Origin of the sequence: Chromobacterium alticapitis, assembly GCF_002924365.1 — a bacterium.
Taxonomy (GTDB): domain Bacteria; phylum Pseudomonadota; class Gammaproteobacteria; order Burkholderiales; family Chromobacteriaceae; genus Chromobacterium; species Chromobacterium alticapitis.
This window is the reverse complement of the sequence record NZ_PQWB01000007.1, coordinates 28243-43524: the sequence shown is the minus strand read 5'-3', so window position 1 is coordinate 43524 and position 15282 is coordinate 28243. Positions and strand designations below refer to the sequence as shown.

The window sequence follows — 15282 nt, the reverse complement described above, 5'->3', positions numbered from 1 at the left end:
GGTATGTAAAATCAGCGGCTCTGGAAGGCTTGCAGCACGGTCATCAGGCTGGACAGATTGTCCGGGATGCCGGCCTGGCTAACCTTCTCGGTGCTGGCGGCGTCGGCCATGGTGTCCACGCTGTAGATCTGCATCACGCCCATATTGGCGGCGGCCTGGCTCAGCGTGTTTTGCTGCTGGCGGGCGGAAACCGCGTTTTCGAACAGGATGCCGGTGGAGTGGGACGCGGTTTGGAACAGCGAACCCATGGCCATGGCCGGGCCTTCCGCCAGCACCTTGACGTTGGTCTGGGTGACGGCGTCGGTGATCTGGTCGTTCACGGTGGTGTAAGCCATGTCTTAATCTCCTTGCGGGGGCGTGTTAGCGGCGGAACGATTGCAGCACGGCCATCAGGCTGGACAGATTGTCCGCGACGCCGGCCTGGGACACTTTCTCCGTGCTGGCGGCGTCGGCCATGGTGTCCACGCTGTAGATCTGCATCACGCCGGTGTTGGCGGCGGCCTGGCTCAGCGTGTTTTGCTGTTGCTGCGCCGAAATCGCGTTTTCGAACAGGATGCCGGTGGAGTGGGACGCGGTCTGGAACAGCGAGCCCATCGCCATGGCCGGGGATTCGCCCAGCACTTTGACGTTGCTCTGGGTGACGGCGTCGGTGATCTGGCTGTTGACTGCGGTGTTGTAAGCCATGATTTAGCTCCGGTTGCGGATGAAGGGCCGATCAGCGGCTCTGGAAGCTTTGCAGCACGGTCATCAGGCTGGTCAGGTTGTCGGCGATGCCGGCCTGGCTGACCTTCTCGGTGCCGGCGGCGTCGGCCATGGTGTCCACGCTGTAGATCTGCATCACGCCCATATTGGCGGCGGCTTGCGCCAGGGTGTTCTGCTGCTGCTGCGAGGACACGGCGTTCTGGAACAGGATGCCGGTGGAGTGGGACGCGGTCTGGTACAGCGAACCCATGGCCATGGCCGGGGATTCGCCCAGCACCTTGACGTTGGATTGGGTGACGGCGTCGGTGATCTGGTCGTTGACGGAAGTGGGGAAGGACATGCGTTTCTCCTTGCTGGGAATGAAAATGGGCGGATTCGGCAGCCGGTAAGGGCTGGGTCGGGGTCGCCGATTCGCCGGCGCCGGCGGCCTGCCCGAGCCTTGGCTCGCCGCCGCGCGAGCGACGGGCGGAGCTGGCGGCCGAGGCGGGACCGCAGTCTGTCGCATGGGCGGCGCGGCGGCGGGTTGCCGCGGCGGCGGCGCGAAGACCGGAGCCCGCTGCGGCGCGGCAAACTGCGGCCTGGCGCTGGCCGCCGGGAAGCGATTGGCGGCGGGGCGCCGGGCAGACCGCTTCCTGCGCCGGCTGAACCACGAGCGTATCCATCTGCTGAATGACATGGCTTAGCTCCGTGGCCGGGCGCCGCTTAGCGACGGAAGGACTGCAGCACGGTCAGCAGGCTGGTCAGGTTGTCGGCGATGCCGCCTTGGCTGACTTTCTCGGTGCCGGCGGCGGCGGCCATGGTGTTCATGCTGTAGATCTGCATCAGGCCCATATTGGCCGCGGCCTGGCTCAGCGTGTTTTGCTGTTGCTGCGAGGACACGGCGTTCTGGAACAGGATGCCGGTGGAGTGGGCCATGGTCTGATAGATGGAGCCCATGGCCATGGCCGGGGATTCGCCCAGCACCTTGACGTTGGATTGGGTGACGGCATCGGTGATTTGGTCGTTGACGGAAGTCGGGAAAGACATGCGCAGCTCCTTGTTCTAGATGAGAGAAATAAGACACCGGGCGGAGGAGGCGGCCGGCTGGCCGTCCTCCCCAGGTGCTACTGCATGGACGGCGGCGCGGGCGGCGTGTGAACGTCCGCGGCGGGCTCATTTGCGGCGGGGGCGGGCGAGACGTCGGCCATGTTTTGCGGCGAGGGCGCGGCAGGCGGGCTGGCGGTAGCCATCATTTGCGCATCCATTGCGGGGGCGGCGGCATTCTGTGTTATGGCCGGCTGCGCGGCGTCCATGGCCTGCAGCTTCATCACCACTTCCTGCAATTGCGCGGACAGCGGGCCGAAATACTGCTGGAAGCACTGTTCCACCTCCTGCCGCGCCAGATTGGACAGGTGTTCGGCGATCTGGCTCAGCGCCAGCTGGCTCCCCGGCTGCAAATTGCCCATGGCAGGCTGCAAGGAGGAGGGCCGCAGCTCAGCCAGGCTTTGCGTGCCTTCCAGCAGCTTCAGAATGGCCTGCTCCTCCGCTTCCTGCACTTGCAGCGCCTGGCTGGAGCTGGCCTGGATGGAGGACAAGAGATCGCGCATATTGGCGTTGGCGTGATGGTGGCCATGCGAGATGGCATGCTGGGTCTGTTGCCGCGCTTGCTGGATGGGCGCAGTCGGGGAAGAGGGGCTTTGAGCCTTCTGCTGAAACAGCGCCAGCGTTTGCGTCTCTTGCGGCTGCAAGGAGCGGCCCAGGTATTGCTCCGCCACCTGGCGCAAGGCGGGGTTGAGCGGCGCGTCAGCCATGGCTGGCATCCTGGGCTTGGCTCACCAGCGGAGCCAGCGCGCTGCGCATGGCCAGAAGCGCGTGCAATACCGACAGAAAGCGGCTGTCGTCATGGCCGGCGGTGGCATTCATCAAATCATTGGCCCAGGCGCCCAGATGACTGCCCAGCAATTGCGAAACCTGCTCGTGCAGATGGTTCAATTCGTCTTGCATGGCGTTTCTCCCTAAGAAAAGAATGCGAAAACAGCCCGCGCGGCTATGCCGGCGGGCTGTTGCAAGAACGGGTGAACGCTGCGTTTGTGAAGGCGTCAGTTAACGACCGGAGTCTGGAACAAAGCCTGCTCGGCCTGGCGGCGGCGCTGCAGACCTGGCACCACCTGTCCGCCGGCGCGGTCCCAGCGCAGGAACTGTCCCGCGGCGCCGGCATAGTCGCCTTGGTTCAATAAGCGCAACAGCGTGGAGCTTTGCAGATTGCGCAGGCCCAGGTTGTAGCTGAAGCTGACCAGGGCTGAGAACTGGTTGGCGTTCAGCGGCGCCGTGGCCAGCTTGCCGACGCCAGCCTCGAAAGTGGCGAGGTCCTTGGCCAGCAATTGGTCGGCCTGCGCTTGGGTGATGACTTGGCCTGTTTTCACGTCTGGCCCGGTGTGGCCGTAGCCTATGGTCCAGACGCCCATCATGTCCTGGTAGGCGATCAGTCTGAGGCCTTCGAACTGCTTGATCAGCGCCAGTCCGGCGGCGTTGGTTTTCATGGAGCTTCCTTTGCGCATGGTGGGATTTGCCGCGCCTGGTTTGCGCGGCGAGGACGGGACGGGCGCAGTGTGCGCCGCGGCCGGCCTTCAGGCAGCCGGCGTCTCGTCCGGCGGCGGCGTCAGCCATTGGCGCAGGCATTGCGCCAGCGCCGGCGGCAGCTCGCTCAGCGTTTGCTGCAAAGACTCCATCCGTTCATCCCACAGCTGGCGGCCTTCCTGGCTGGCGGCGTTTAGGGCGAGCAAGGCGTCGCCGTCGCCGCGCGCCTCTTGCAGCGCCTGCTGCAGCTTGTAGCCCTGTCCGCGCCAGGCGGCGGCCCATTGCAGCTGCCACAGCAGGCATTGCCGAGCGTATTCGGTCCAGGTGTCGTCGCACTGGCGGCCCAGCTCCAGCCAGGAGGCCGCGCCGGCGCGCTGTTGCCAGGCTTCCCGCCATTGCTGTAAGGCTTGTTGCTGCCATTCGCTCAATTTCTCGCCGCCGTTCAGCCCGGCCAGCAGCCAGGCCTTCCATTGCCGCTCGTCCGGCAGGCCCGCGCCGGCCAGCCGGCTCCAGTCATTGGGGGTGTTCGCATTCATGTTTTCTCCTTAGCGGCGCGGGCTGTTCAAACGGTCCAGCATGGCGCGGATGGCGGCCATCTGCGGCGCGTTCTTGGCGTAGTAATCCGGGTTGACCGGGTCCTTGCTGCTATAGCCCCAGAAATCCCAGCAGCCTTGCGGATTGCGCTTGGGGTCGGATTTGATCTGCGGATACAGCACCACGATGCGGTTGCTGTCGGCGATCTCGTTGTAACCGGTGGTGGCATAGAAACGCGTGCCGATGCGGCTGTCTTCCTGGGTGCAGCCATGAAACGCCACATGGACGCGGCAGCTTTCCTTGACGCAGGCGGCCGGGATATAGACATGGCCGATGTTGGACAGGCCGGTATAGCCCTTCTTGGAGAACTCGGTCTGATCGAAGTCTCGCAGCTCGCCGGACAGCTTGGCGGCCGGCGGTTTCAGCGCGCCGTACAGCTGGCGCAGGATGTCCTGCGACTGGACAAAGCCGCAGTTGTTGAGATTGGGCGCGGCATTGGCCGGGCAGGCCAGGTCGCCGGCATTGGCGGTGATCAGCGCGTGGCCGGCATTGACGTTGTCCACGTAACGGAGCTGGGCGTCCGGCACGCCGACGCTCTGGTAGAAGGCGCGGGTTTGCGCCACCACCTTGGGCAGCACAATGCTGTCCGACGCGCCGGTGAAGATGTACAGCCGCTGGCGCTGGATATTGTCCACCGGGTCGATCAGCCCCTGCTTGGCGAACTGTTGCGCCGCCTGCCAGGCCGCCGCGCCGGATGGCGCCGCGCCCAGCGGCCGCATGCACTGGGTGGTGGCGGTGATCAGGAAACGCTCCGCGCCGTTCATCCCACCCAAGCCGGCGCAGTAGAACGGCCCGCCGGCGACGATGCCGGCACCGGCCACTGCGGCCGAGTTGGCCACGCTGAACTGCGCGGCCATGAAGGCGCCGGAAGACAAGCCGGACACGGTGTTCTGCTTGCTGTCCGTACCGAGGGCGGGCAAGGGCGCGGCGGCGTGGGCCAGACCGCTGGCGGCCAGCCACAGCGCGACCAGCAAAGCGGGTTTGAGGAAAGTGAGGCGCATGGTGGTTCTCCTTGGTTTGGATTCACTTGTTCAGCTTCTGCAATTCATTGATGCCGGACCAGCCGACGAAGATCAGTCCCAACTCGGTGGCGCCGAACGAGTAAGGCAGCCCGGCCAAAATCCCCATCGCCAGCCCCTTGGCCAGCGCCATGCCGGCATCGTCCTTTTCCACCCACATCTGCGTCAGCGCGGCGCTGGCCGTGGTGAGCAGCAGCAACAGCAGCCCGGCCAGCAGGAAGAAGCGGATCTTCTCCGGCAGGGCCATGGCCTTGGCCATGTCCAGCAGCATCACGTCCCACAATTTGTCCGCGGCCAGCGCCACGATGGCGGACAGCAAATGCACCGGGCTCTTGCCCAGCTCCGGAATGCTGCCGCGCAAGAGGCCCGCGGGCTGGGAGGCGCTGCTGTCCTGATCGGCGGTGTCCATGGCGTGGCGTCTCTATTCATGAAAGGCGCGGCGCAAGCGGCGGCCTGGCCGCGCCGTGGGTGTTGATGGGACGGCGGGCGGGCTTTGTCGTGAATGGTGTCGGACCCGTAGCGCGGGTTGGCCGCAGGCCATACCCGAGGACAAGGTTTCACGGTCCGGCATAAGTTGTGGCGGCGAGGAATCGCGGGTATGGCCCGCTGGGCCAACCCGCGCTACGCCGAGGCTGGTCTATCGACCCGGCGCGCCGGCGCATATGGCGTGCGAGAGTGGACTCTTTTGCCGAGACCAATATATGGCCCGCTTTCGGCGAGACCGCCTGCCCGGCGGCTGCTATTTCTTCACCGTGGTGACCGAGCGCCGGCAACGCATCCTGCTGGAGCCTGATGTGCGGGCCGCTTTGCGCGAGGCCATCCTGGCGGTGCGGCGCGAGCGGCCATTCGCCATCGATGCTTGGGTGTTGTTGCCGGACCATTTGTACGCGATATGGACCCTGCCGGAAGGCGATGCCGATTACGCCATGCGTTGGCGCGAGATTAAGCGGCGAGTCACCCGCGCGGTGGGGCAACGGTATTTCCGGGCCGAATGGCATAGCGCCCGCCGCGCCGCCAAAGGATGCGGCACCTTGTGGCAACACAGGTATTGGGAGCACCGCATCCGCGACGAAGCCGATTTCGCCGCGCATTTGGATTACGCGCATTTCAACCCGGTCAAGCACGGTTTTGCCGCCACGGCGGCGGCATGGCCGTATTCCACCTTCCACCGTTACGTCCGCGCCGGCCGCTATCCCCCCGATTGGGGCGGCAAACCGTAGCGCGGGTTGGCCAGAGGCCATACCCGCGGGATGCGGCGGAGAAGTGGTGCGTAGCCGGCGTCGTGGAAAGGGAGCAAAGACAATGAAGGGCGGTGATCGTGTGGATCGCGGGTATGGCCCGATGGGCCAACCCGCGCTACCTGGCTACGGGAGGTGATTGGGAAGCTCCGCATCCGCGACGAAGCCGATTTCGCCGCGCATTTGGATTACGTGCATTTCAACCCGGTCAAACACGGTTTGGTCGCCAACGTGGCGGCATGGCCGTATTCGACGTTTCACCGTTACGTCCGCGCCGGCATCTATCCCGCCGATTGGGGTGGAGCCACGTAGCGCGGGTTGGCCAGAGGCCATATCCGCGGAATGCGGCGGAGAAGTGGTGCGTGGCGTTGTGGAAGGGGGCAAAGGCGATGTAGGGCGGTGATTATGTGGATCGCGGGTATGGCCCGTTGGGCCAACCCGCGCTACCTGGCTAATTGCGAGTTGAGGGGGACATCAGCTTTACCAAGGTAATTATGTTTTGGGTCGTAGCTACGGAAGATGATCCGGAGTTGTAGCTTGATTTGCAGATTTCATCGCAAAGATCTTGAATCCTGGTTGTCCGATCTGTATTTATATTGAGTCCTAGCTTTGTTAAGTCCCAGCCTTTTTTCGTCCATTCACCACCGGCAGTGCTTAATGCTAGAGCCAATGAGGATGTTGTGATTGTAGGCATAATGATGACCACATCTTCTATTTTCTTGAATGTATCCTCGTCTATTGTGTCAGAGTCTATTATTGACAGAATATCTGCTGTGCCTATATTGTATGTTTGTTCAATGTAGTTGATGATGGTGGTTAGTGCTTTACTGCTCATGATTTATTTCTCCGCGGTGTTGTGGGTTTTTGGTTGCTTATTTGAAGTGCTCATGCTCTTCGTTGTATAGCTTTATTATGTTGTTTCTAATGACCTTGTCGAACGCTTCGTGATTGCCTTGGTGGAAAATTAGTAATTTTTTAAGCTCTGTATATCGAAGTTGCGCTGAAAAAATTGCGTAATATTCTCCTGGTGAAAAATTTTGAATTTCCTCCAGAGTGAAGGTGGTGTATAGTTTTCGATAGTTATTGATATTCTTAATGCCCCCGGATAATTTTAACGCAGAAATCTCATTTACTAAACCGAGAGGACCTCCGGGAGATATTATTGCTATGACAATTTTGTGAATATCTTTTTTACCGATCCTTAAAGTTTCGTCTGATAATTCGTCGGATGATTTTGTAATAAGCCTCGTTAGCTGAGTGTACTGATATATATGTCTGAGCTCATGCAAGGCTGCACCCAAGTATCCAGTAGGATCATATTCGATAGGGTCTCTATCTGCTTTACTTATTATTGTAGCAAGAATGTCTAAAAAATTTTTATTTAAAGATGGGTTGGCTAATTCAAGTAATTTATTTAGAGATAGTGCCGGAATTTTAATAAAAATTTCATGATCCCCATCTGCATTTTCTAATTCACTATATTCGACCTTGCCCTCTAGTTTTATGCCATTTTGCTGTATTGGGAGAAAAATTAGGTCTTTGTTGAATTCATTTTCTCCGACATGGAGTATTTTGAGAATGTTCTCAGTAATATCTGGATGTATTGGAATCCTATCGTGTGTGTCACTAGATTGATACTTGACACTTTTGAAGCCGTATTGTGGCGGGACTACAAATGCCTTTCTTATAGGTGTGAAAAATGGTGCGTGAAATGGTTTGATCATTTTAAATATCATTGCGAAAGCCCTTTTTTGACGTGTTCATATTATTTCTTCCGTATGCAGTACAATGTGTGAAATATCTGAATGGGTTATTTGTAACAGTTGGGATGTGGTTTAATAGATGCTTTGGGGCATGCTTTTTTGTTTCGACCTAATTGTTTTTTATTGCAATTGCATGGCATTTCTAAACGCTGATCAATCTTATCCAGCGTAAAATGCGCACCTCGCCCTCCGTAACCACCACTGCGGTGCCAAGCAGTAGATCGATAATCAAGATCTCCAGCGGGTTCTCCACGCCGCCCTTGATGTCCTCCTTGGCCAATTTCTCGGTCATGTTTTTTCAGCGGCACGCTCTTGCTGGCCAGGGCCAATTTGCTGGCGCCGTCAAAGTAATTGGCGCCGGTCTGGGTGATCAGCATGTTGGAACCAGACGGCGATCTGGTTGCCGACGTAAGGGGCGGTTTCGCTGTTGGAGAGCTGCGCCGCTTGCACGATCTGACTGTTTGCCGCATTGCTCCTGCCTTACTGACTCTTGCCAACCAAAGCCTGATACTTGCTCAAACTCTGATCAATTTTATCCAGCGCAAAATGCGCCGCCTCGCCTTCCATTGCCCCTGCCGCCGCCGCCACCGCCGCGGCGGTGCCGACCAAGAGGTCGGTGATCAAAATCCCCAGCGCGTCCTCGACGCCGCCCTTGATGTCTTCCTTGGCGAATTTCTCGGTCATGTTCTTCAGCAGCACGCTCTTGCTGGCCAGGGCCAGTTTGCTGGCGCCGTCGAAGTAATTGGCGCCGGCCTGGGCCACCAGGCCGCCGGCCTGGGTGATCATCATGTTGGGCGCGACGGCGATCTGGTTGCCGGCGTAGGCGGCGGTTTCGCTGTTGGAGAGCTGCACCGCCTGCACGATCTGGCTGTTCAGCGCGTCGCTGCCGCCGCCGCCGGATGGCGCGGTGCTGAGTTTTTCGGTGAAGCCGCGCAGCGGGCTGGCAGAGGGCGGCGGCGCGGCCGGGGCGGCGGCGGGCGCGGGCTGGCTATTGGCAGCCGACGCCGCGGGGGAGGGCGGCGTGTTGTCCGTTGCCGTTGGCGTTGGGGGCGAGGCGGCTGGCGCGCTGTTGGGCGCGGGGGCAGCGCTCTCTGCGGCAGGGGGAGCGGCGGGATTGGCGGCAGTGGCGGGCGCGCTATTGTCCGCCGTGGACGTCGCTGTGTCGCCGCTGGGGTTGGACGCGGCTTGCGCCGCCGATGAGGGGGCGGCGGCGCCGCCCAGCTTGTTCTTGATAAAGTTTGTCAGGCCCATGCTTCTATCCTCCCTGGCTTAATGGCGTCAGCTCTTGTCGCCGACGGACAGGATCATGGACACCGCTTTGGAAATCACCGCGCTGTTGATCTGGTTCAGCGCCTGCTGGCTGTGCACCGAGTTTTGCAGCGCCAGGCCGGCGGAGTGGCTGGCCACTTGGTACAGCGAGGCCATGGCCTGGGCCGGGGCTTCGGCCACGACCTTGACGTTGGTCTGGGTGACGGCGTCGGTGATTTGTCCGTTGACTGCGGTGTTGTCTGCCATGATTGCTCCTGGTGTCGGGGTCGAAGAGGGATGCGCGCTTCATGCGCTTGCCATAGGGACGCCGCCGCCTGGCGCATGTGAAAAGTTTTTCCAAGGTTACAAATCCAGGCTGCCCGCGCGGATGGCGCGCAGCGCTTTTTCGTAGGGTTCCGGCGAAACGCTGATGTCGCCGTAGAAAGGCGTGTCGTAAATCAGGATGATGGCCAGCACGATGGAGATGGATACGGCCATGGCGCAGGTGAGGAAGAAGTGCACGCCCTTGCTGGGCACATGCATCAGCCAGGCGAAGAACACCAGCAGCACCTCGCCTATCAGGCTGACGGTCCAGATTTCCCAGGGAATGGTCATGGCCTGGTTGAACAACCGGGTGTGGCGGCTGGCGTAAAGTTCGTTGAGTTTGTTTTGGGCCAGGGTCAAATATTCCGCCTCGCGGTGGCTGGCAGGGCGAATGGTGGAGAGCGTTTGGCTTAGATGGCCTAGCGCGGGCGAGGAGACCAGCACTTCCTCGCCCTTTTGCTGACGCGGCCATTCATGCCGAATCACATTTTCCAGATAGCTTTGCAGGCCGGTTTTGACTTTATGGCTGGCTTCCGGCAGGCCCTGGGCGCTCAGGCGGTACAGCGTGCTGGCGAGGCTGGCTTCGCGTTCGGCGATTTCCATGGAGGCGTCGAAGTGGGCGATGGCTCGGACGAGCAGGGCGGCGATGATCAGGCCATAGAATATGCCGACTACGGCGATGATGACGCCGACTTCGTCGCTTTGTTTTTCCGTAATGTGCTCAGGAGCCAAGCGCCGCATCAGAAGATGGGTGAGCATGGCCAGCAGGCAGCCAAATGATGCCCAGGCGGCGATTTGCATCGCGGAGGGCATCGATATGAAGTGCAGCAGCATGAAGTTCATCCTTGATGTCTCCTTGGCGAGTGGGGGGGGCGGCCAGGGATGGTGTCTGAAAGAAAACGCGGTAAGCGGAAGCCTGCTTCCTGGCCGGTAATGGGCTGCGCTGCCGCGTTTGAAGCCGGTTATGGCTTGGCGGCAAGCTGCGACGCTGGTGGGGAAAGATCCGGAGCGTCGAGGGGCTTAAGCTCTAGATTCTTGCTGAAGGCCAGCAGCAGCAGCTTGACGCCCTCCGGCATGGCCTGCTGCTCCGCCTTGATCTCCACGTGGTAATGGGCGTTGTTGTTCTGGCTGCTGTCCTGTTTGTCGCCGCGGGACTGGGAGGCGGAGCGGGACACTGCACCTTTCAGCTCCACGCCCAGCACGCCCCAGCCGGCGCGCGCGTCCCAACTGGCGTCGCCGTCTTGCTTGGCGCTGTCTTGCTCCGTGGTTTCGCGCTCGAAGCTGGACTTCACTTCCATGTCGAAGGCGATCTCCACCGATTGGATGGCCAGGGCCGGCAGCTGCAGCAGGGTCAGCAAGGGCAGGTTCAGGGTCAGCGCCGATTGCTGCGCGGCCGCGTCGCCGGCCGCCGGCCGGCTGGAGGCTAGTTCGATGGCGGCAGTCAGCGGGCGGTAGCCGGTCAGCTTGCCCGTGGCGTCGGTCACGCGGCTGAAGCCGCTTTCCAGCATGGACTGGGTTTGCGCCAGCGCCAGGCTTTGCTGGGCGTGGACGGCGGCCTGCAGCGGGCCGCCTATCAATGATTTCATCGGCAGGCCGGAAAACTGCTGGGCCATGCTCAGCAGCTTGTTGTCAGAGGGATCGGGCATGTTTTCTCCTTGGGAGGTCAGACGGGCAACTGGGCGTTGAGCAACTTTTCATAGGCGGCGACTACCCGCTGATAGCCGGCGGGCGGCTCCAGGGCCTGGATCACGATTTTCAGTTCTGCCGTTTGCTCGTCCTGGCGGCGCAGCGAGACCCGCACCTCGGCGGCCTCTTCGTCTTCCTCGCCATCCGGCGTTTCCGCCAGCGCCAGGTTCAGCGTGGTCAGCACTTCCACCTTTTCGATGGCGAAGCTCTTCAGCGGCAGCAGGGTGATCAGCGGCACTTGCACTTCGTGGTGCTCCAGCGCCACCGCGCCGTTGCGGCTGACTTCGCGCGGCACGTTCATGCCCACCATGCGCGCCGTCCACGCGCCTTCCGGAAAAGTGAGCGAGGGGTCTTGCTCGCGGTCCGGCACGAAGAACTGCCGCAGCTCCTCGATGTGCTGATGGCTGACGCTGCGCTGCGCCTCGATCACGGCTTTTTTCAGGCCGCTGATCAGCGCCCCCAGGCTGGCCGTCATTTCCGTATCTCCCTTTGCGCTTGGGCGTGGTAAGGCGAGGCGGTCAGATTGCCCAGGCGAAAGGCGCGGCGCGGCAGGCTGCGCGGAGCGGGCTGCGCAGCCGCGGGATGCGGGGGCGTCTTGCCATGGCGCAGCAGGCCGGCCAGGCCGGTGATGAGCAAGGCGGCCAGGGCGGCGTCCATGGCGGGCGGCAATAGCGCGGGCTGCAGCGCGGCCGCCGGATAGAGCCGCAGCGACTGGCTCAGCAGGAAGGCGGCGCAGAAGCCGCATAATTCGAAGCAGGGGAAGCCGCGGGCGGCGCGGGGCAGCAGCCGGGCCAAGGCCAGTTCCAGCAGCGGCGCCAGCAGTGCGCATAGAGCGAGGACGCCGGGCAGCGTGGCGGGGAAGAGACAGCTCATATCGCTTGCATCCTTTGATCCTGATCGGGAGTGTTCAATCGCTGATCCATGGGACGGATGGCGGCGGCGGCCGTGAAGCCGGTTTCCAGCCGCTTGCGCAAGGCCTTGCGCAGCAGTTCCACCCGCTTGCGCGCCAGCGCTTCGTTGATGCCCAGCTGCGCGGCGATTTGCGGGTAGGGCAGGTCTTCCTCGAATTTCAGCTGGAACAAACGCTGCTGTTCCGGCTTCAGGGCGGCGATGGCGTCGTCCATGCGCGCGAGCTGCTGCTTCAGCGCGAGCTGCTGTTCCGGCGTGGGGGCGCTGCCGGCGTGGGCATGCACCGAGTCGCTGTCCAGGTCGGTGTCGGGATCGATCACCTTGCCTTCCCGCCCTTTGCGGCGGACATGGTCGAGAAAGGCGTGGTTCAGCGCCAGGAACAGGAAGCCGGCCAGGTTCTGCACCTTGTCCGGCGAGTGCCGCAAATACAGATGAACCTTGAGGGCGGTGTCAGACAACAGCTCGTCGGCGCGGTGGGTATCGCCCTTGCACAAGTGGCGCGCGCGGCGTTGCAGCTTGGCGTGGACTTCGCGCCAGACTTGGTCGAAACCATGGCCCAGCGGGGACGTGGGAGCGATGTTCGGGTTCAGCATTTCGCCATCCGTTCATGACAATGGGGATTGCAGGATGGCGAAATGCGAGCGGTTTATCTGTTACTTCTGTGACATCTGAATATTTATTTCATTTAAAATAGGCTTTTTGTTTATTAATTTTGTCTGGCAATTTCTCGCAGCCGTGAGGGGTCGCAGACTTGCAGCGCGTGGCGGGATAGCTGGATCAGCCCGGCGCGCTGCCATTGCTTCAGCTGCGCGTTGAGCCGCGGCCGGCTGGCGTTGAGCATGGCGGCGAGTATGGTCTGGTTGACGGTCATGGGCAGAATGGGGCCGCCGGGACCGGCCCGGCCGCGCTGGTCTATCTCCATCAGCAGATGCCGCGCCAAGCGGGCCTCCAACCGGTACAGGCAGACGGTTTCGACAAAATTGCTGACGCGTTGCAGCCGTTTGCACAGCTGCTCCTGGATGCGGGACATCAGCAGAGGCGCGGCCTGCAAGGCGTGGAAGTGCTGCCTATGCAATAACAGCAAGCGACAGTCCCGGCTGAGCTGGACGGTGTTGGCGCGTTGTCCGGGATGCAGCAGCGCGCTTTCCCCCACGATGTCGCCCGGACCGGAGTTGTCGATGATGACTTCGTGTCCGTCCGGCTCCTGCAGCGTGTGGTAAGCGTTGCCCTGGAGCACCAACCCGATGAAGTTCTCCGGATCGCCGCGCAGGAACAGCAGCCGGTTTTGCTTGCCGTTGATCAGGGTGGCATGGCGTTCGATGTGGCTTAGCACCTCGGGCGGCAGGCTCTTGAGCAGTGGAAAACTGTCCAGTTGAAGGGTGGTGACGGAGCGGCGTGAAACAGCTGGTGGGGTGTGCATCGTTTTTCCGCAAAAGGTCTGGCAAGTAGAGTCTGGCAGCTTGGCGGCCATGGGCCGGTATCGACAAAGCGGTAGATCAAGATTGATGGCATTGGCCATGGCTATGGCATGCAGAGGAAAACGGCTTGGATGGATATTTGTGAATGACATGTTCATGTTGACGCAGGGTGTGGCTGGCAGCATGATCCAGCCCTTTGGTGTAAAAAGCATGTCATGGAGATATACGGCACCAGTTACTCTCGCACGCTCCGGGTCTTGTGGATGGCTTGCGAGCAGGAGGCGGAGTTTATCCACCATCCCATGGCGGTTGAGGCTTGCGGCAGCGATCCCGTCTATTTGGCGCTCAATCCGGCCGGCACCCTTCCCTTGTTGAAAGAGGGCGATTTTGTGTTGGCTGAGTCCTTGGCGATCACCCTTTACCTGGCGCGCAAACATGGTCGGTTGTGGCCTAAGGACGAACAGGGACAGGCTTTGGCGCTGCAATGGTCGTTTTGGGCGCAATCGTCGCTGGAGGCGACGTATGTGAGCTGGGCGGAGCAGGCGCTGTGCTTGCCCGCAGCCATGCGGGACGCGGCCGAACTGGCGCGCGCGGCGCAGGCTTTGCAGCGGCCGCTGAGCCGGCTGGAGCAGGCTTTGCGGGACCAGCCGTATCTGCTGGGCGAGGCGTTTACGGCGGCGGATCTTAACGTGGCCGGCGTGATCAATGGGCTGGCTGCGTTCGAGCCGCAGGCGAGGCCGCGGCTGCATGATTGGCTGAGTCGCTGCCTGGCCCGGCCGGCGTATCGGCGCGCCAACGCAATGCCATGAGCGCTTGACAGGCGGATCGCAAGCCGATAAAATGCGCCGCTCTGGAGGGGTTACCCCAGCGGTCAACGGGTCCGGACTGTAAATCCGGCGGCTAAGCCTTCGAAGGTTCGAATCCTTCTCCCTCCACCAGATTCAACAAAAAAGCCAGGCTCTCGAGCCTGGCTTTTTTGCGTTCCGCGCTGGCTCAGGCCAGCAGATGGCGGGCGTGGAAGCGCAGGTGCTGATCGATGAAGCTGGCGACGAAATAGTAGCTGTGGTCGTAGCCGGCGTGGCGATGCAGCTCCAGCCGCGTATCGCCGCGCCGCGCCGCCTGCTGTAGCGCGTCCGGGCGCAACTGCTCGGCCAGGAAGGCGTCGGCCAGGCCGATGTCTACCCTGAGCGGCAGCGGGCAGCCGCGCTCGGCCAGCAGCAGGCTGGCGTCCCACTCGGCCCAGGCCGTCTCGTCGTTGCCCAGGTAGGCGGCGAAGGCCTTGCGGCCCCACGGCGCCTGGGTGGGCTGGCAGATCGGGCTGAACGCCGATGCCGACACATAGTCCTGCGGACGGCGGATCGCGCAGACCAGCGCGCCGTGGCCGCCCATCGAATGGCCGGCGATCGCGCAGCGGCCGTTCAGCGGGAAATGGCGGCGCAGCAGCGCCGGCAGCTCCTGGCTGACGTAGTCGTACATCCGGTAGTGGCCGCGCCACGGCTCGCGCTCGGCGTTGACATAGAAGCCGGCGCCCTGGCCCAGGTCGTAGGCCGAATCGTCGGCCACGCCTTCGCCGCGCGGGCTGGTGTCCGGCATCACCAGCGCGACGCCGAGCTCGGCCGCCAGCCGCTGCGCGCCGGCCTTGTGGCTGAAGTTCTCGTCGGTGCAGGTGAGGCCGGACAGCCACAGCAGCCACGGCAGCTTGCTGTGCTCGGCCGCCGGCGGCAGGTACACGCTGAAGCGCATCCGGCAGGACAGCGCTTCCGAGTTGTGCAGCCATTGCTGCTGGCGGCCGCCGAAGGCCAGGTTGTCGGCTATCTTCTCCAGC

General features: G+C 62.0%; 24 protein-coding genes, 1 tRNA gene and 1 pseudogene. 4 read left to right on the top strand and 22 right to left on the bottom strand.

Translation table 11 applies throughout. The features are described 5' to 3' along the window. Positions 1–11: 11 nt before the first annotated feature. The 10 genes from C2I19_RS01390 to C2I19_RS01340 form a co-directional block, all read right to left on the bottom strand. On the bottom strand, positions 12–335 hold the full coding sequence (locus tag C2I19_RS01390; RefSeq protein ID WP_103900935.1) for a RebB family R body protein: 324 nt from the start codon (positions 333–335) through the stop codon (positions 12–14). Positions 336–360: 25 nt separating this feature from the next. After that, positions 361–684 (bottom strand): RebB family R body protein, encoded by a 324-nt coding sequence (locus tag C2I19_RS01385; RefSeq protein WP_103900934.1) that lies wholly within the window; start codon positions 682–684, stop codon positions 361–363. Between the two features lie 31 nt (positions 685–715). Beyond that, a complete protein-coding gene (locus C2I19_RS01380) occupies positions 716–1042 on the bottom strand; it encodes a RebB family R body protein (RefSeq protein ID WP_103900933.1) in 327 nt (108 codons plus the stop codon). Positions 1043–1404: 362 nt separating this feature from the next. Then, a complete protein-coding gene (locus C2I19_RS01370) occupies positions 1405–1728 on the bottom strand; it encodes a RebB family R body protein (protein ID WP_071109860.1) in 324 nt (107 codons plus the stop codon). Positions 1729–1805: 77 nt separating this feature from the next. Further along, positions 1806–2492, bottom strand: a complete 687-nt coding sequence (locus C2I19_RS01365; RefSeq protein ID WP_103900931.1) for a hypothetical protein — start codon at positions 2490–2492, stop codon at positions 1806–1808. Beyond that, positions 2485–2685: a hypothetical protein gene (locus C2I19_RS01360; RefSeq protein WP_103900930.1), complete on the bottom strand. Its 201-nt coding sequence runs from the start codon at positions 2683–2685 to the stop codon at positions 2485–2487. Before C2I19_RS01360 ends, C2I19_RS01365 begins: the two co-directional genes overlap by 8 nt. A 95-nt stretch (positions 2686–2780) precedes the next feature. After that, a complete protein-coding gene (locus C2I19_RS01355; protein ID WP_103900929.1) occupies positions 2781–3221 on the bottom strand; it encodes a lysozyme in 441 nt (146 codons plus the stop codon). 87 nt (positions 3222–3308) lie between these two features. Further along, positions 3309–3794: a hypothetical protein gene (locus C2I19_RS01350; RefSeq protein ID WP_103900928.1), complete on the bottom strand. Its 486-nt coding sequence runs from the start codon at positions 3792–3794 to the stop codon at positions 3309–3311. Positions 3795–3803: 9 nt separating this feature from the next. Beyond that, the gene (locus tag C2I19_RS01345; RefSeq protein WP_103900927.1) at positions 3804–4853 is read right to left on the bottom strand and encodes an extracellular catalytic domain type 2 short-chain-length polyhydroxyalkanoate depolymerase; all 1050 of its coding nucleotides are present in this window, start codon (positions 4851–4853) and stop codon (positions 3804–3806) included. A gap of 22 nt (positions 4854–4875) precedes the next feature. Beyond that, positions 4876–5280: a hypothetical protein gene (locus C2I19_RS01340; RefSeq protein ID WP_103900926.1), complete on the bottom strand. Its 405-nt coding sequence runs from the start codon at positions 5278–5280 to the stop codon at positions 4876–4878. Positions 5281–5572: 292 nt separating this feature from the next. Here C2I19_RS01340 and C2I19_RS01335 point away from each other — a divergent pair, with 292 nt between their 5' ends. Then, the gene (locus C2I19_RS01335) at positions 5573–6091 is read left to right on the top strand and encodes an REP-associated tyrosine transposase (protein ID WP_103900925.1); all 519 of its coding nucleotides are present in this window, start codon (positions 5573–5575) and stop codon (positions 6089–6091) included. A 171-nt stretch (positions 6092–6262) separates the two neighbouring features. Further along, positions 6263–6421, top strand: a pseudogene (locus C2I19_RS22220) (REP-associated tyrosine transposase); the annotation flags it as partial. 139 nt (positions 6422–6560) lie between these two features. Here C2I19_RS22220 and C2I19_RS21670 read toward each other — a convergent pair. The 11 genes from C2I19_RS21670 to C2I19_RS01300 all read right to left on the bottom strand — a co-directional run bounded on the left by C2I19_RS21670 (position 6561) and on the right by C2I19_RS01300 (position 13459). Beyond that, positions 6561–6944 carry a hypothetical protein gene (locus C2I19_RS21670; RefSeq protein WP_146056719.1) on the bottom strand — a complete coding sequence of 128 codons (384 nt, stop codon included), beginning with the start codon at positions 6942–6944 and terminating at the stop codon, positions 6561–6563. A 37-nt stretch (positions 6945–6981) separates the two neighbouring features. Next, positions 6982–7833 (bottom strand): hypothetical protein, encoded by an 852-nt coding sequence (locus tag C2I19_RS21665; protein WP_146056718.1) that lies wholly within the window; start codon positions 7831–7833, stop codon positions 6982–6984. A gap of 86 nt (positions 7834–7919) precedes the next feature. After that, a complete protein-coding gene (locus C2I19_RS21660) occupies positions 7920–8249 on the bottom strand; it encodes a hypothetical protein (protein ID WP_146056717.1) in 330 nt (109 codons plus the stop codon). A gap of 103 nt (positions 8250–8352) precedes the next feature. Continuing rightward, on the bottom strand, positions 8353–9123 hold the full coding sequence (locus C2I19_RS22215; protein WP_199181040.1) for a hypothetical protein: 771 nt from the start codon (positions 9121–9123) through the stop codon (positions 8353–8355). 27 nt (positions 9124–9150) lie between these two features. Beyond that, positions 9151–9387 carry a RebB family R body protein gene (locus tag C2I19_RS01325; protein ID WP_071109869.1) on the bottom strand — a complete coding sequence of 79 codons (237 nt, stop codon included), beginning with the start codon at positions 9385–9387 and terminating at the stop codon, positions 9151–9153. 96 nt (positions 9388–9483) lie between these two features. After that, a complete protein-coding gene (locus tag C2I19_RS01320; RefSeq protein WP_103900924.1) occupies positions 9484–10287 on the bottom strand; it encodes a bestrophin-like domain in 804 nt (267 codons plus the stop codon). A 119-nt stretch (positions 10288–10406) separates the two neighbouring features. Further along, entirely contained in the window at positions 10407–11090 is a 684-nt protein-coding gene (locus C2I19_RS01315) for a DUF2589 domain-containing protein (RefSeq protein WP_103900923.1), read from the bottom strand. A 17-nt stretch (positions 11091–11107) separates the two neighbouring features. Then, complete coding sequence (locus C2I19_RS21945; RefSeq protein WP_158253605.1) at positions 11108–11605, bottom strand: DUF2589 domain-containing protein; 498 nt, start codon at positions 11603–11605, stop codon at positions 11108–11110. Next, positions 11602–12003 (bottom strand): hypothetical protein, encoded by a 402-nt coding sequence (locus C2I19_RS21940; RefSeq protein ID WP_158253604.1) that lies wholly within the window; start codon positions 12001–12003, stop codon positions 11602–11604. The genes C2I19_RS21945 and C2I19_RS21940 overlap by 4 nt, the downstream gene beginning before the upstream one ends. Beyond that, positions 12000–12632 (bottom strand): RNA polymerase sigma factor, encoded by a 633-nt coding sequence (locus tag C2I19_RS01305; protein ID WP_103900921.1) that lies wholly within the window; start codon positions 12630–12632, stop codon positions 12000–12002. The genes C2I19_RS21940 and C2I19_RS01305 overlap by 4 nt, the downstream gene beginning before the upstream one ends. Positions 12633–12745: 113 nt before the next feature. Then, complete coding sequence (locus C2I19_RS01300; protein WP_103900920.1) at positions 12746–13459, bottom strand: Crp/Fnr family transcriptional regulator; 714 nt, start codon at positions 13457–13459, stop codon at positions 12746–12748. Positions 13460–13672: 213 nt separating this feature from the next. Between C2I19_RS01300 and C2I19_RS01295 the strand changes: the two genes are divergently transcribed. Beyond that, entirely contained in the window at positions 13673–14266 is a 594-nt protein-coding gene (locus C2I19_RS01295; RefSeq protein ID WP_103900919.1) for a glutathione S-transferase family protein, read from the top strand. 43 nt (positions 14267–14309) lie between these two features. Then, positions 14310–14395: transfer RNA gene (locus tag C2I19_RS01290), tRNA-Tyr, on the top strand. Between the two features lie 55 nt (positions 14396–14450). On the opposite strand, the gene fghA is transcribed toward C2I19_RS01290, so the two are convergent. Further along, positions 14451–15281, bottom strand: coding sequence for an S-formylglutathione hydrolase (fghA, locus tag C2I19_RS01285; RefSeq protein ID WP_439647037.1), 831 nt, complete (start codon positions 15279–15281; stop codon positions 14451–14453). Position 15282: the final 1 nt, after the last annotated feature.

Coding starts and splice junctions, on each gene's coding strand:
- C2I19_RS01360 (WP_103900930.1), bottom strand. CDS start 2,685: ATGCAAGACGAATTGAACCATCTGCACGAGCAGGTTTCGCAATTGCTG.
- C2I19_RS01350 (WP_103900928.1), bottom strand. CDS start 3,794: ATGAATGCGAACACCCCCAATGACTGGAGCCGGCTGGCCGGCGCGGGC.
- C2I19_RS01315 (WP_103900923.1), bottom strand. CDS start 11,090: ATGCCCGATCCCTCTGACAACAAGCTGCTGAGCATGGCCCAGCAGTTT.
- C2I19_RS01325 (WP_071109869.1), bottom strand. CDS start 9,387: ATGGCAGACAACACCGCAGTCAACGGACAAATCACCGACGCCGTCACC.
- C2I19_RS21940 (WP_158253604.1), bottom strand. CDS start 12,003: ATGAGCTGTCTCTTCCCCGCCACGCTGCCCGGCGTCCTCGCTCTATGC.
- C2I19_RS01345 (WP_103900927.1), bottom strand. CDS start 4,853: ATGCGCCTCACTTTCCTCAAACCCGCTTTGCTGGTCGCGCTGTGGCTG.
- C2I19_RS21660 (WP_146056717.1), bottom strand. CDS start 8,249: ATGCTGATCACCCAGACCGGCGCCAATTACTTTGACGGCGCCAGCAAA.
- C2I19_RS21670 (WP_146056719.1), bottom strand. CDS start 6,944: ATGAGCAGTAAAGCACTAACCACCATCATCAACTACATTGAACAAACA.
- C2I19_RS01385 (WP_103900934.1), bottom strand. CDS start 684: ATGGCTTACAACACCGCAGTCAACAGCCAGATCACCGACGCCGTCACC.
- C2I19_RS01320 (WP_103900924.1), bottom strand. CDS start 10,287: ATGAACTTCATGCTGCTGCACTTCATATCGATGCCCTCCGCGATGCAA.
- C2I19_RS01335 (WP_103900925.1), top strand. CDS start 5,573: ATGGCCCGCTTTCGGCGAGACCGCCTGCCCGGCGGCTGCTATTTCTTC.
- C2I19_RS21665 (WP_146056718.1), bottom strand. CDS start 7,833: ATGATCAAACCATTTCACGCACCATTTTTCACACCTATAAGAAAGGCA.
- C2I19_RS01340 (WP_103900926.1), bottom strand. CDS start 5,280: ATGGACACCGCCGATCAGGACAGCAGCGCCTCCCAGCCCGCGGGCCTC.
- C2I19_RS01295 (WP_103900919.1), top strand. CDS start 13,673: ATGGAGATATACGGCACCAGTTACTCTCGCACGCTCCGGGTCTTGTGG.
- C2I19_RS21945 (WP_158253605.1), bottom strand. CDS start 11,605: ATGACGGCCAGCCTGGGGGCGCTGATCAGCGGCCTGAAAAAAGCCGTG.
- C2I19_RS01365 (WP_103900931.1), bottom strand. CDS start 2,492: ATGGCTGACGCGCCGCTCAACCCCGCCTTGCGCCAGGTGGCGGAGCAA.
- C2I19_RS01300 (WP_103900920.1), bottom strand. CDS start 13,459: ATGCACACCCCACCAGCTGTTTCACGCCGCTCCGTCACCACCCTTCAA.
- C2I19_RS01355 (WP_103900929.1), bottom strand. CDS start 3,221: ATGAAAACCAACGCCGCCGGACTGGCGCTGATCAAGCAGTTCGAAGGC.
- C2I19_RS01380 (WP_103900933.1), bottom strand. CDS start 1,042: ATGTCCTTCCCCACTTCCGTCAACGACCAGATCACCGACGCCGTCACC.
- C2I19_RS01390 (WP_103900935.1), bottom strand. CDS start 335: ATGGCTTACACCACCGTGAACGACCAGATCACCGACGCCGTCACCCAG.
- C2I19_RS01370 (WP_071109860.1), bottom strand. CDS start 1,728: ATGTCTTTCCCGACTTCCGTCAACGACCAAATCACCGATGCCGTCACC.
- C2I19_RS22215 (WP_199181040.1), bottom strand. CDS start 9,123: ATGGGCCTGACAAACTTTATCAAGAACAAGCTGGGCGGCGCCGCCGCC.
- C2I19_RS01305 (WP_103900921.1), bottom strand. CDS start 12,632: ATGCTGAACCCGAACATCGCTCCCACGTCCCCGCTGGGCCATGGTTTC.